The sequence below is a fragment of the Scytonema hofmannii PCC 7110 genome, from assembly GCF_000346485.2.
GTDB lineage: Bacteria > Cyanobacteriota > Cyanobacteriia > Cyanobacteriales > Nostocaceae > Scytonema > Scytonema hofmannii.
On record NZ_KQ976354.1, the window covers coordinates 8,199,774 to 8,213,005 of the forward strand.

The 13,232-nt window shown below is 44.1% G+C and carries 12 protein-coding genes and 2 pseudogenes; 6 read left to right on the forward strand and 8 right to left on the reverse strand.

The genetic code is table 11. The features are described 5' to 3' along the window. Positions 1–17: 17 nt before the first annotated feature. The 6 genes and pseudogenes from WA1_RS60570 to WA1_RS60580 form a co-directional block, all read right to left on the reverse strand. Complete coding sequence (locus tag WA1_RS60570) at positions 18–608, reverse strand: O-antigen ligase family protein (RefSeq protein ID WP_272819457.1); 591 nt, start codon at positions 606–608, stop codon at positions 18–20. Continuing rightward, entirely contained in the window at positions 496–1,299 is an 804-nt protein-coding gene (locus WA1_RS62110) for a hypothetical protein (RefSeq protein ID WP_017743440.1), read from the reverse strand. Before WA1_RS62110 ends, WA1_RS60570 begins: the two co-directional genes overlap by 113 nt. Continuing rightward, positions 1,296–3,671 (reverse strand): nidogen-like domain-containing protein, encoded by a 2,376-nt coding sequence (locus WA1_RS34685; protein ID WP_017743439.1) that lies wholly within the window; start codon positions 3,669–3,671, stop codon positions 1,296–1,298. Before WA1_RS34685 ends, WA1_RS62110 begins: the two co-directional genes overlap by 4 nt. 248 nt (positions 3,672–3,919) lie before the next feature. Continuing rightward, positions 3,920–5,029, reverse strand: coding sequence for a hypothetical protein (locus tag WA1_RS34690; RefSeq protein ID WP_017743438.1), 1,110 nt, complete (start codon positions 5,027–5,029; stop codon positions 3,920–3,922). 73 nt (positions 5,030–5,102) lie between these two features. Further along, positions 5,103–6,125, reverse strand: coding sequence for a hypothetical protein (locus WA1_RS34695; RefSeq protein WP_017743437.1), 1,023 nt, complete (start codon positions 6,123–6,125; stop codon positions 5,103–5,105). 135 nt (positions 6,126–6,260) lie between these two features. After that, a pseudogene (locus tag WA1_RS60580) lies at positions 6,261–6,780 on the reverse strand (Rpn family recombination-promoting nuclease/putative transposase); the annotation flags it as partial. Positions 6,781–6,968: 188 nt separating this feature from the next. Between WA1_RS60580 and WA1_RS55800 the strand changes: the two are divergent. The 4 genes from WA1_RS55800 to WA1_RS53725 all read left to right on the forward strand — a co-directional run bounded on the left by WA1_RS55800 (position 6,969) and on the right by WA1_RS53725 (position 9,968). Next, entirely contained in the window at positions 6,969–7,202 is a 234-nt protein-coding gene (locus WA1_RS55800) for a hypothetical protein (RefSeq protein WP_148662826.1), read from the forward strand. A gap of 41 nt (positions 7,203–7,243) precedes the next feature. Then, positions 7,244–8,209 (forward strand): quinone oxidoreductase family protein, encoded by a 966-nt coding sequence (locus WA1_RS34705; protein WP_017743436.1) that lies wholly within the window; start codon positions 7,244–7,246, stop codon positions 8,207–8,209. 116 nt (positions 8,210–8,325) lie between these two features. Further along, a complete protein-coding gene (locus tag WA1_RS60585) occupies positions 8,326–9,348 on the forward strand; it encodes a saccharopine dehydrogenase family protein (RefSeq protein WP_017743435.1) in 1,023 nt (340 codons plus the stop codon). Between the two features lie 374 nt (positions 9,349–9,722). Next, positions 9,723–9,968, forward strand: coding sequence for a TniQ family protein (locus tag WA1_RS53725; RefSeq protein ID WP_081402998.1), 246 nt, complete (start codon positions 9,723–9,725; stop codon positions 9,966–9,968). On the opposite strand, the gene WA1_RS34715 is transcribed toward WA1_RS53725, so the two are convergent. Then, a complete protein-coding gene (locus WA1_RS34715) occupies positions 9,908–10,498 on the reverse strand; it encodes a TetR/AcrR family transcriptional regulator (RefSeq protein WP_017743434.1) in 591 nt (196 codons plus the stop codon). The two genes, WA1_RS53725 and WA1_RS34715, sit on opposite strands and share 61 nt — an antisense overlap. Before the next feature lie 91 nt (positions 10,499–10,589). On the opposite strand from WA1_RS34715, the gene WA1_RS34720 reads away from it, so the two are divergent. After that, positions 10,590–12,068 carry an amidase gene (locus tag WA1_RS34720; RefSeq protein WP_017743433.1) on the forward strand — a complete coding sequence of 493 codons (1,479 nt, stop codon included), beginning with the start codon at positions 10,590–10,592 and terminating at the stop codon, positions 12,066–12,068. 21 nt (positions 12,069–12,089) lie between these two features. Here the strand turns inward: WA1_RS34720 and WA1_RS53730 are convergent, their stop codons facing one another. Further along, positions 12,090–12,263 carry a hypothetical protein gene (locus WA1_RS53730; RefSeq protein ID WP_017743432.1) on the reverse strand — a complete coding sequence of 58 codons (174 nt, stop codon included), beginning with the start codon at positions 12,261–12,263 and terminating at the stop codon, positions 12,090–12,092. 655 nt (positions 12,264–12,918) lie between these two features. Here WA1_RS53730 and WA1_RS34725 point away from each other — a divergent pair. Next, positions 12,919–13,165, forward strand: a pseudogene (locus WA1_RS34725) (ISL3 family transposase); the annotation flags it as partial. Between the last annotated feature and the right edge of the window lie 67 nt (positions 13,166–13,232).

The following is a 13,232-nucleotide window of genomic DNA, read 5'->3' on the forward strand; positions in this document are numbered from 1 at the left end:
ATTCTATCTCCTTTTACTTATATAATTTTGCCACGAGTCTGTGAAATACCTGTGAAACTGAGTGACCACCAAACCAAATGGGAAAACTGAGCGGACTCAAACCATGTCAGAGTGAACGCAAGATATACAACTGCCACTGCTTCTATGCCGTGTGATGGTGATTTAATAACTTGCCACATACAGAATGCGAATAGTCCTATATAAGGTAGCATCCCCAGTAAACCTACGGATAAAATTGTGTCTAAAATGAGATTGTGCGCTTTGACTGTGGGTAGCTGTGCGGTCTGAAGTTTTCCATTCTTGTCTTGGTAGTCAAAACTAAAATCACCCAAGCGAATAACTTTTACTAATTTTTGACGATACTGTACCTCTGGATAAGCTGTACCAAAACCATCCATACCCCATCCCAGTAAGGGACGCAGAAGAATTCCACGATTTGACACCTCCCACAGGTGAACTCGATCTGATGTTATTTGTTTAATCAGTGGTAATTTGTCAAGATGTCTGGTAGTCGTGGTCATGCCAATTACCAACAGACATACTAGAGTGGCGGGGACTAACAACTTGTAATGCTTGCGTCCTAGTAAGTAAGCAGCTGCTACCATCAGGGCTAATAATCCTGCTCTGGTTTGGGTTAATAATAGCGCAGGGATAATGAGGATACTGGCTAGAGCAGCAGCCGGAGTATTTATCCACTGCCACTGCCAACCAACAAGTGTTGCGCTCGCGACGGCTGCAAGTACTTTTGATGCATGACCCCTGTGGGAGTACAAGCCGATTGGCTGTTGGTGCGTGGAAAATGGTACTCGCCAGGATGTTTTCTCTGAAAAGTTGACCCATTGTAGCAGTGTAGTCAATTTTCCAGTCAATAACTTGAGGGAAAATGCTGATGGCAAGGACGACGCCACCAATAACCAAACCTTGCAGTTGCGATCGCGCTAGCTCTGGGTGCAGTCTGAGTAGTAGAGTATTACTGAGGGTGAAGATTGCAATCAGTATCCAGTAGAGCAAGCCATCGCCCATCTGTTCTTGACCGAGTAAGGAACGCAAGGGAAAAGGACTAGTCAGCGTTGAGATGAGTCCAATACCAAGAAATAGTTCCCACAAGAGTTTGCTGAGTTTCCAACTTTGAGGAATCTTGAGTTCACATCTTTCCTCCCACACCATTAAGAAGTTGAATATGCAGATGAGCAAAATGACGAAGACTTTTGGCTGAGTCCAGATTTCCCCTCGCATTGCTCCCCAAGGATTGATGAGAATGATGCTGAGGGAAAACAACAGGGTGTAGAGGTGTTTCACTGCCGTGAAGATTTTTTAATTTTTAGCGTTCTGATAATGCCCCAAGAAAGAAGTGCTATGAGTCCCAATGCAGATGTAGGTTCTGTGGTAGATTTAGGTTTTTCGGAAGTTTCGTCGCTATCAAAGATTGGGAACCTTAAGGAAGCACTTCTTGCAGTACGAGCTTGAGTACACCCGCTCGTACAACTTGTGCTACTTGTTGTTGGCAGATTAAACCAATAAAATTTGTTCTTCACAAGCTGACTAATGCCTGGTTGTTGTGAGCCATTTAAGGTGTATTCTCCTGGATTCACACCTAATAATCCGTCTCCAAAACCAATAGCTGCGGGTATAATGCTAGAGTTAGTTGTTTCCCATTGAACATCTTTATAGAAGAAGCCGAGATTACCTTCACCATCAGGAATGGGGTAATCGGGTCCGCGCAGTATCATTTGAAAAGAAGCTGTTTTATCCGTGCGCTGGCTGTAATATCCCACTTTGTCCCAGGTGACAGTCACTTCGTTGGGAATACCCGTTTTTACTGATACAGTCCCTGTGCCACGAGTATCAACATCAGCCCAGTAAGGGGCAATCATCGGAGCCAAAGTTTGTGTTTTCAGAGATTGTGGTGTAAATGCTCCAACTGATTTGCCAAACGAAACATTGCCGTTGTTGTTGACGTAAAAACTGTTGTAGTTTTGTCCGAAAAAGGGCAGATTAAAACCAAAGGAAAACGGACCAAATGAGCCATCATCAGTTTTGTCGAGAAATGTTTCCGAGAATGGGCGCATTTTGAAGCTACCAATTCTATTGTTAAATGCCAGTTGAATAGGGAAAGCCGTCTCTTCTGTTGGACTTTTGGAATCAATGCCAGTGATTTTAAAGTTAGAGACACCTTGACCAAACAAGGAGACAAAGTCTAGGTTCTGTCCAGGACTGTAGGAACCAACAACGGTATCTCCAACTGAGACGTTAAATTGATTATCCCCAAGAGCGGGAAAATCTAAAATCTCAGTAAATAGGGTATCGTCAAGGGCTTGAAATTCAAACCCATAGGAGGTCGTCGGGTCATACCAGCGACAGCTTGAAACGTTACGAAATACTTGCCAGCCTCCCTCTCTTGCATTAGGAAAGATAGGATTTTGTTGAGTTGTACCTGGACGTTCGATACCTACGCCACCACCTCCACTACTCGCACCTATAACATATGGAAAATCATTTTCATCTTTAAACACTTTGACAGTAAGCTCATACTTTCCTCCATCTTTGCCACGAATATGACTTCCACCATCACCATATGCACCTACAGTTAGGTTAATAGTGCCATCACTCAAAACATTACCAGTTAACGCAGAAGCAAAGCCATCTCCTACAGGACTACTATCATTGTCATAACGCTTGTTATCGCTCTCATATCTTGCTTCCAAATATGTATTTGGGTTACAGATATTTCCTGGTATATCATTATTTATGTAGGCATAGAATTTTGCTCCTGGAATAAGTTCGGACAGACGGAAATTGTCTTGTTCTCTACTAGAGAATAGGCTATCGTAAAAAGTTTTTTCAAAGTTTTTAGATTCATACGTGTTTTCCCAACCCCATCTTCCTCCGCTATAAATTTCTACCTTCCTTTTTACTATCCCTGTCTGAGGATCTGTAGTTCCTCCAGGAACCTCGTTCACTAAATAGGTTTCAGCATAGAAGTAGTGGTTTGTCTTATTATAGGGGTCTTGGACGTGTGACAAGTCAATGAAAGTAGTTGGGGTCGATCCGCGATAGGATTCATCATAGTAAGGACTTTCAGCGTATGGGCGAATATCGAGTATATCTTGAAGTACTTGATCGTTTATGAGTTGGTCATTTTCATCAACACCGTAGTTAACAAGTATTCGTTGAATCCAGTGGACTGTACTACCAGTAGGATCGCCTTCTCCAGGAATGTAATTTAATTTGAAAAAAGCTCCAACTGCGTTAGATACTCCTCTTCCATCATTTTCACAACGAAAGTCTGAACCGCAGGCGAAATAGTTCTCGACGTTGAAACTACCTGCCAAATTACCTTTTGGGACAAATTCCCAGAACCTTCCAAATCTTTCATTTAGTAGAGATAACAAACCATCTGTTCCACCTGGTCTTATCTCAACCACTTGTCCTTTGTTAAGTTCTCGCCGTGGATCTGGCGGAAAGGGTTTCCCTGGACTTAAGTCTGGCCAAGCATTTAACCTTGTAACGCCCTGACGTAATTCATAGTAATCCTCATATTTATAAGTTCCATCGCTGTCCTTTATTTGTTGTGTTTGGTCTGGTGTAATACTGAACGCAAAACTTGACTGACCTGTTAACGTAACTAACAGAGCAGTTGTCAAAAAACCCAAAAAGTATTTGTGTGACATTTTTCGTAACTACTTTAAAATTCAAGCGTTAAATCAATACTTTTGCCAATTTTTTAGAGCGCCTACAAAGTAAGGGTTTCGGGCTACGGGTTACAACCCCAATTCAAAAGCCTAAAACCCTTACTGTCTAAGGAATTGAGCTTTTTTATCTAGCCCTGACTCTCTAATTTTGGCAAAGGTATTGTTAAATAAATAACAGTTGTTACCCAAAATCTAGAGAGAAATGGTAATTGCGATGCAACTTCACTTCAAGGTTGAACTATGCAAAATTCTACGAAGGGAGTATGCACCATGCCTTTCCAAAAATCCTCAAACAAATTCAACATGAATTGGTTTGTTAACGACCTATATATCAATCGAATCTGATAGATACCTGACTTCAGACCATTAAATGACCAATAGCCATAGCCTGTACCATCAACTATCAAGTTCAACAATCCATCTGTTCGCTTCTCAACGTGTGCGTTAACAAAAAACGTCACGCTTTCTCCCCTGCAACAAGCATAAAAATCAGATTCAGTAGGACTAACCCACCCATGACTGCCGCCGCCCAGATTTTGTCCTAAAATCAAACCACCTGCTCCTATAAGCGTTGGAATTAAGGTGGTTTTTGAGCAGAAATTTTCTTGAATTGATTTGTTGTTGGTAATGCGAATCCCAATCTGTCTAGATAAACTGACATTAGGTAGATTAAAGCATGAGATGTTCCATATTCCGTCTGGCATCACAGTTTCAAAGCGAATGCCATCTACTTCCACTGCATTGTTGTTCGTCCCCACAGGTTCAACCAGTTGGAGATTCACCCAAGGTGTGGTTAGCAAACTTGTCACAGAAGCTTGTACTTCGCTGATTTCCACTAAGTGTGCATCAAAGAATAAGAACTCTCCTTGAGGACTTAAATAAGTAAATCTTAGCTGATATGTTCCTCGTTGTACAGGCTCAAAAGACCAAAAGTAATCTGGGTTAATAGGGACTTGGGAAGAATAAAAGAAAGTTGCTTGCAGTTGAAGCAAATTGTTCTGCCAAGACAGCTTTGCAATCAAATAGCAACTTAAAGTCTTTTTAGGTGGAATTCCCATGCCGCTATATCGGCTTAGAGGATTCTGTAACAACTTCAGCTTTTGTGGGTGTAGTACTTGTCCACTAGATCTCAAAAGTTCTGGAATCAAAATGTCATAAGCGAAGGGAAAAAGTGTTGGTGTGTTGTTATTAATGAAAATGTTAATTTGTAAATAGGTAGTATTAGCATTTCCTCTCTTATCGGGAACAGGTAAGATTATAAGGTCTGGCTCCCCAATTTCCATATGAACGCCATTGACTTCAAAGGCATTGCTACTGTTGGGTTCGCTTGATGTCATATTGACTATCCTCTCTATTTTCGTATTTTCACGTACTGTCCATTTTCTAGAAACATGGCTTAATGCCGTTGTTCTACAAAAGAATAAAGACAAATTTAAAAGTTTTGTCGAGAAATGTTTCCGAGAATGAGCGCATTTTGAAGCTACCGATTCTATCGTTAAATGCTAGTTGAATCGGGAAAGCTGTCTCTTCTGTTGGCCCTTTGGAATTAATGCCAGTGATTTTAAAGTTGGAGACACCTTGACCAAACAAGGAGACAAAGTCTAGGTTCTGTCCAGGACTGTAGGAGCCAACAACGGTATCTCCAACTGAGACGTTAAATTGATTATCCCCAAGATCGGGAAAATCTAAAATCTCAGTAAATAGGGTATCGTCAAGGGCTTGAAATTCAAAACCATCAGAAGTTGTTGGATCGTACCAGCGACAGCCAGGAACGTTTCGGAATACTTGCCATCCGTCTTGCTCCATCGCACCAGGGAGGACGGGATCGTTCTGCGTCCGACCTGAAGTTTCACTACCAAATCCACCACCACCGCTACCTCCAACAATAATAAAATCATCTGGAGGAGGCTCACTCTCATCGTACACCTCAATATGAAGCTCATAGCTACCTCGATCCTCACCACGAGCACCCCCATTAGCAGTACGAACATCGAGGTTGATACTGCCATCACCAGACACAGTACCCCTGAGTGCAGAAGCAAAACCATTTCCTAATCTACTACTGTTATCGTCTGAGTTATTATATGCGGTTAAGTATGTGTTTGGATTGCATCGATTTCCAGGTATATCATTATCAATCCTAGCAGTAAATTTTTTTCCTGGAGTAAGTCCTGTCACATTGAAGTTATCGACTTCAGTACCGGAGGATAGGCTGTCGGAGAAGTAGTAATAAGAACAGTTGCCACCACTGCAAGTACTTTTGATGCATGACCCCTGTGGGAGTACAAGCCGATTGGCTGTTGGTGCGTGGAAAATAGTACTCGCCAGGATATTTTCCCTGAAAAGTTGACCCATTGTAGCAGTGTAGTCAATTTTCCAGTCAATAACTTGAAGGAAAATGCTGATGGCAAGGACAACGCCACCAATAACCAAACCTTGAAGTTGCGATCGCGCTAGCTCTGGGTGCAGTCTGAGTAGTAGAGTATTACTGAGGGTGAAGTATGCAAAATTCTACGAAGGGAGTATGCACCATGCCTTTCCAAAAATCCTCAAACAAATTCAACATGAAGGTGATGGTAATTCTTCACGGGTTCTGGCTAACAAATACCTTGCTTGTTCTGGTGCTTGAGTTTCTTCTACCGTAGTTAGCACCATCAATGCTACCCATAGAGGTAAGGAGTGAAGATCTCCCAACTCATCTAAATACACCCGGTGTACTTGTCCACCATTAAGGAATGAGCGATGGGGATTAATATCGCTTTGTTCGATACTGCGTGTTGGATAAATGATCGCTGCTTGCCAGTCGCGCTCATCTATCACGGTGGCGATAAAAATATAATGAGGATTCTGCAAATAGCCGTTCATACAGCCTTTCATCTTTTTGAAACTGTACCTCACAGAAATACACAACTCCAGCACCTGCATTTTCCGGTGGGAGAAATACACCGTCAATCTCAAATTTCGGTTCTTTGACAGCTACCGAGTCAAATTTGTACTCTTTTGCATTTTCTGGTGGATTTGTCAATAGTTCAAAGAGTAAACTGGGGGATTGTTGAAACAGTTTGTAAAAAATCGAATCTCGCCGCATGAAGAATTTTAATGAATTTATTTATGAAATCTGCAATTCATTTCATCACATATTCCTCTACATCACCTGTCCTCGATTCGTCTAGAACTAATTCCCGAATTTTGGATTCGCGATTCTTAGGCGTCCAGAGGGAGGAGGAACGCGCTGGAAAATTGTGCTGGAATTTACAGAAAATTAGACTATTCTAGTTGGAAATTCCTGACCTAGTTAGCATCGCAAGTCTAACAAGTCGCCTTATAAAAAGCGATCGCGAAGCGCAAGCTGTACCCAGCTTATCGCGTTTTTCTACTGAGTCAGCAAATGATGCACCGCTCTTGTCAGGTAGTCAAGGTATAATTTGGCCACGAGTCTGTGAAATACTTGTGAAACTGAGATTTCTATCATTCGATAGAGTTGCTCAAATAACGAACGGAACAGCATAGGGGAGTCTTGGTTTAGTAAAACATTCGGGAGAACCTAACTTATGCGAAACATTCCTCAACAGATGAAAGCGATGGCTGTTGACGAGTTCGGCGGTCCTGAGAAGCTAACTTTGCACACCTTACCCGTGCCTGCAGTGGACGCAGGCGAAGTTCTGATTCGCATCAAGACCGCCGGAGTTGGCATCTGGGATGTGATGGAGCGCGAAGGTGAGTTGGTGTATAACGAAGTCCACTTTCCGCGCGTGCTGGGCGGCGAATGTGCGGGTACCATCGCTGCCGTTGGCCACAGCGTCGAGCGTCTTGCCGTCGGTGAGCGCGTTTACGCACAAGCCTTTATGAACGATAAGGGCGGTTCCTACGCGCAATATGTCGTCGTATCCGAAAAGACGGTCGCGCCAGTACCTGATGGCTTCGATATGCTGATGGCGGGTGGATTGCCCATTGCTGGTGCGACGGCGCTACGAAATTTGGAGGCGCTAGGAACAGGCGAGGAGACCAGCTTGATGCTGTGGGGCGCGAGCGGCGGTGTGGGTCACGTTGCGCTTCAACTCGCCAAGCGTATGGGCGCGCGTGTTTTCGCCATTGCATCGGGCGCAGACGGCGTAGAGTTAGCAAAGCAGTTGAGCACCGATGAAGCAGTGGACGGACACAGCAACGACATTGTGCAGCGTGCCTGCGCCTTCGCACCCGACGGCTTTGATGCCGCGCTGGTGCTGGTGGGCGGCGACGAAGTTCAATCCACACTGAGTTTGGTGCGTCAGGGCGGAGTTATCGCCTTTCCTAACGGCGTGATGCCCGAACCTAAAGCGCCTGATGGTGTGGAACTCAAGAAGGAAAATGGCTTCGCTGACCCGATGTTGTTTGACCAACTCAACCGATTGATGGGCATCGGTGAGTTTCAAGTTCACATCGCGCAAACGTTTCCGATTGAAGATGCTGCACAAGCGCAAGAAGCGATGAAAAAGCATTATCTGGGCAAAATCGTATTGCGCGTGAGCGGCGAATAAGAGCCTATCGAAAGAATGTCGCTATATGTTGTGACCTACAATTTTCTCGTTTTGGCACAGTCCTGCCTATTACACTCAAGTAAATGCAACTGGTTTCATAACAAGAGGTAAAAATCATGATACTTGAAAATAAGGTGGCTTTAGGACAAGTACTTTTCGCCGGAGGATCGGGCGTCGTGGGGCGCGCTGCCGTCAGGTGGTTCCGTGAGAGGCACCCCAGCGTTCGAGTGCTCGTCGGAGGACGAAACCTGCAAGCGGCAGGCGAAATTGCCCAGGCGGTGGGCGCTGCCGAAGCCGTTGCCATAGATATCGATAAGCCCCGCTTGGGCCTCGGTGGCGATGTCGCCGTCGCTGCCGTGGTCATGTTGGCTCCCGAAGCCGGACTCAAAGGACTGAGCTACGCGCAGGACTTGGGCGTCCCTTACCTGAACATCAACACTGGCCTCACCGAACTCGGTCCCGAGTTGGCGCTGTTCGCGCATCGTGCGACCGCAGCACCCGTCGTGCTCGCCAGTCACTGGATGGCCGGTGCGGCCGCGTTTCTAGCGCTGAACAGCGCCAAAGGCTTTGAGAGCATCCAATCCATCAGGATCGGAGCAATCCTCGACGAGAAGGATCCAGCCGGTCCATCGTCGCTCGAAGACATGGAGCGGGTACACGAGAAGGCTCCCGCCGCACTGGTATTCGAGGGTGGGCGGCGCGTATGGCTGTCCGGCGACGCCGCAAAGGGCAAGGTCGAATCAGTCGATGGTCGATCGCTCGATGCCACCGCATTTTCCTCGTTCGATATCGTGAGCCTCCATGCCGCCACCGGGGCGTCGGATGTACGCTTCGACTTGGTGACCGACGAATCGTCCAGTCGCCGCCGGGGCGGTGAGGCGGCGGCCGAGATCGTCGTCGAGATCGAGGGCGAGGCCGATGGTCGAACGAAGCGTTCGCGATCAATGCTGGAGTTCAAGCATGGCGCATGCTCACTCACGGCTCTCAGCGTCGTTCTTTCTCTCGCGGCGGTATTGGGACTCAACGACCGTTCTCCTGCCCGCCCAGGGCTTTACCTACCCGAGCTACTCTCGGATGCCAGATGGTTCTTGGATGAACTCCGCAGTGCGGGAGCGACTATCTACGAAGACTCTAAGTAGTCTCTTCGACCAGATAGCCAGCGCTCGGCTTATAGATGCAAAAGCTGTTCTACGCTGAGACAGCTAAGCTCCAGGAATAACTCTTGACAAACTCCTAGATAATAAGTCAGGAATTAGTGCAGATGATATTTATTTTTTAATTGCTAGTGAGCATATATATGTAAACTTAGAATCAGAACTACTAGTTGAGCCAGAACAATGTAAAGTGTTTTGCGACGAAGAATGTGCAAAAGCTTATAAATTTATTTTTTTGTCGTCAAGCCAGAAAGATACAATAAGTTCACCTATTATAGACTTAATGAGCAATACGAGAATCAGCTGGGATAGTAAAAACTATACGCTGATTCAGATTGGTCATACAGAAATAACATTACGTGCCGATTCAGGAGAGTTTAAGGTGTTTACTTCGCCATAAACGTGCTTGGTGTCCCTTTTGTTATCAAGAATGGCGTGATAATAGTAAGAGTATTTATGAGCCACTTATTTGGTGTATCAATGTAGTTGAAATTTGTCCCATCCACAATCACACGTTTGTGTCTGTATGTCCTCATTGTTTGACTCAACCATCCCGTCGAATGTGTTCGATCGCAACAATCAGCGCATCCAACATGACATCATAGCTTTGGTCGGTAGAGCGTTCCAAAGTCATTAGCCCTGCTTGCTCAACTGCAATAAATCCGTAAATTGCAGCATTCAACATCCGCATCACATCAATTAACTGAGTATCGGTTAAGTCATAAGCATTCAAAGCTTGGCGAAGGAAATTTAGGAGTTGCTGAATAATTGCACCTGCTTCCGGATCGCTAGGCTGAAGTTGAACTTGCATCATCACTTGATAACGAGCGGGATAGGTTTTAGCAAAGTTACGGGCAAAATGTCCCAACTGTTTCAGCAAATCTGGAGTGATTGAGCGTTCAGCAATCATCTGCTGACACTGAGTTAAGTACTGTCGCCATAGTTCTATGACTGTTGCTCGCTGCAAATCCGCATTATTCTCCAAATGCTTGTAAATAGCAGGTGGTTTAATGCCTAAAAAGCGAGCGACTCGACTAACCCCAAGCGCCGATGCTCCATCGCGATCAATGCAACAGATAGCTGCAGCAATAATATCCTGCCGTGATAATGATTTTTCCTTTACTGGACGACCCATAGTTGATAAATTAGTTAAAGTCTTTAACTAAAAGTGAATATAATTAACTTTATCAAGCCTTGGCGTTTGACGAATGAGGAGAAATTGACTTATGAGTGACTTAGTTTTCCTATCTGCCCATCAACTGGCTCAAATGATTCGCGATCGCATTGTTTCTGCTGTTGAAGTTACCGAGGCTTATCTAGCTCAAATCGCTAAACATAACGCGAAGTTAAATGCGATTTGCACGTTGGATGAAGATAATGCCCGAGCCAGAGCCAAGCTTGCAGATGAAGCCTTAGCCAGAGGAGAAAATTGGGGTGCTTTGCATGGCGTTCCCATCACGATTAAAGATATTTTTGAAACTGCCGGACTCCGCACTACAGCTGGTTACATTCCCCTCAAAGACTACATTCCTCAACAGGATGCAACTGTTGTTGCTCGGCTTCGGGCAGCCGGAGCCATCATCCTGGGAAAAACAAATATGGCAGAGCTAGCTGGTGATTTTCAGAGTACGAATTCTCTCTTCCCACAGGTGAATAATCCCTGGAATGTTAATTACACAGCAGGTGGTAGTTCAGGAGGTAGTGCTGCTGCTGTTGCTGGCGGACTCTCATCGTTAGATATCAGCAACGATATTGCTGGTTCCGTGCGCCAACCCGCTCATTTCTGTGGTGTCTATGGTTTAAAACCCACAGATCGCCGTATCTCCACAGCCGGAGCAATTCCAGAAGTACCAGGAATGCCCTATTGTCTCCGACAAATGATAACTGTAGGCTGTTTTGCTCGCTCGCTCAAAGACATTCAAATCTGCTTTTCACTAATTGCTGGAGCCGATCTTCGCCGTCCTGATGTGCCGCCAATTTCGCTGGATACGCCCTCTGGTAAGTCTTTAAAAGACCTCAAAATTGCTTGGATTGATGAATGGGTGGAAGTCCCTGTAAATTCTGAAATTCGATCCGCAATGCAGGTAATTGCACAAAAACTTTCTCAAGAGGGTGCTTGTGTTGAACGCTGGCTTCTTAAAGATTTCGATCTATCGACAGTATGGAACTTATATGGACGGATAGCAGCTTACATTAACAACTACGCCCAACCCAAGGATCGCTATAATATTCGACGCAGCTTTGAATTACTCTTTCGCACAGCCACTCAAGGCGACAAGAAACTCCGAGAATTAGGGAATTTCAGCCGCTTTCTACCCGAACTTCTAAATCCCAGTTTAAGAGGATATTTTGAAACTCTTACCGAGCGCGATCGCTTCATTGCCCAAATGGACTCTGCTTTGGAATCATGGGATGTGTGGCTCACTCCTGTAGCGGCAACTCCAGCATTTACCCATCGTCCAGCTTGGAGTGCTATTGACATTGAGGGCAAGCCCTATCCTCATGGAATCGCCAATGGAGCCTACACCATACCATTTAATCTTAGCGGTCATCCTGCTGTAGTGATTCCCATTGGGCAAACTCAGAATAGTTTACCAATTGGACTGCAAATTGTTGGGAAGCGATGGCGAGAGATGGAATTGTTGGCAATCGCTGAAGAACTTAACAAAGTGGTTGGTAATTTCCAACATCCATCTGGCTATTGAATATTTATTCTAATAAGGAAATTAAACTATTGCCCGTTTGAAAAGCCCTGAAGCAAACGTTGGAAATTCAGTGTTAATTTGGGCTGCTTGGGCGATTTGCACCAGTCGTTCTGTGGCTTCAACAGAAATTTTCACTGGACTTTCAGAGATTGCATAGTTACCCGACTGGATAACCGCACCTTTGTGTTTAAGCACTGTATTATTGTTTACACAAAAAGTTAATAATATATCTGTCTGATGGTCGTAATAACATCTACTCCCACTAAGTAAAACTGAAAAAATCAGACTACATATGATTTATTTTAGACTAACCCTGTTTTCTTGCAGGGTCCTTTTCTTTTTTACTGAGGTGAGTCTTTTAGCTGATGACGTCATTGAGGTAAAACAGGTGAACCGTAAGGATTAAAACCGTACTACAAGCTTATGGGGTATCAGGTAAATAGTGCATGACAGCAGACAATCACACCTCACAAAGCGGTTTTGATAACATTAAACAAAGAAAAACCCTGCAATAAGACCTGGTAAGAGAGTAAATGCAGGGGTGGAAAAATTACAGATATTAATCTTTAAGTTTTACTTACTGAGGGTAGATGTTATACGACCATTAGGTAGATCTAATATGAAGTTTTTATGTGATGACTAATACATTCACTACAACAATAATTTAAATGAATATAATTGTTAGCAAAATAAAAGCTTCTAGCCTGAAAAATGCGGCTCTTCAGTACTTGTTATGCTAAAATAACAAGTACTGAAGAGGGAACAGGGAACAGGGAACGGGGAACAGTGAAGAAAGAAACGAAGTTTTCTGTTTGCCTTGCCTGATAACATTTTTGTAAATCTAACAGTTATGGTAAGGAAAAAAGGTATTAAAGCTTTAACGGAAATTCTGGATATAGAAGGGGTAAAAGTCATATCCCATCGGCTTCATGCTGGAATTGGACTTATACTACAAACCGAATCAATTTCTGATTATAGTATTTGCCTACGTTGTGGAACCGTAAGTCATAGATTACATCAAAATCATCGATACATAGTAAAAGACTTACCATTTGGAGAAAAACCAGTTTTTTTAGAAATAAACTTTTATACAATTCAAATGTGAGGTGTGTAAAAAACCTTTTAGTGAAGAATTAGATTTCGTAAGCCGAAAAAGGACATATA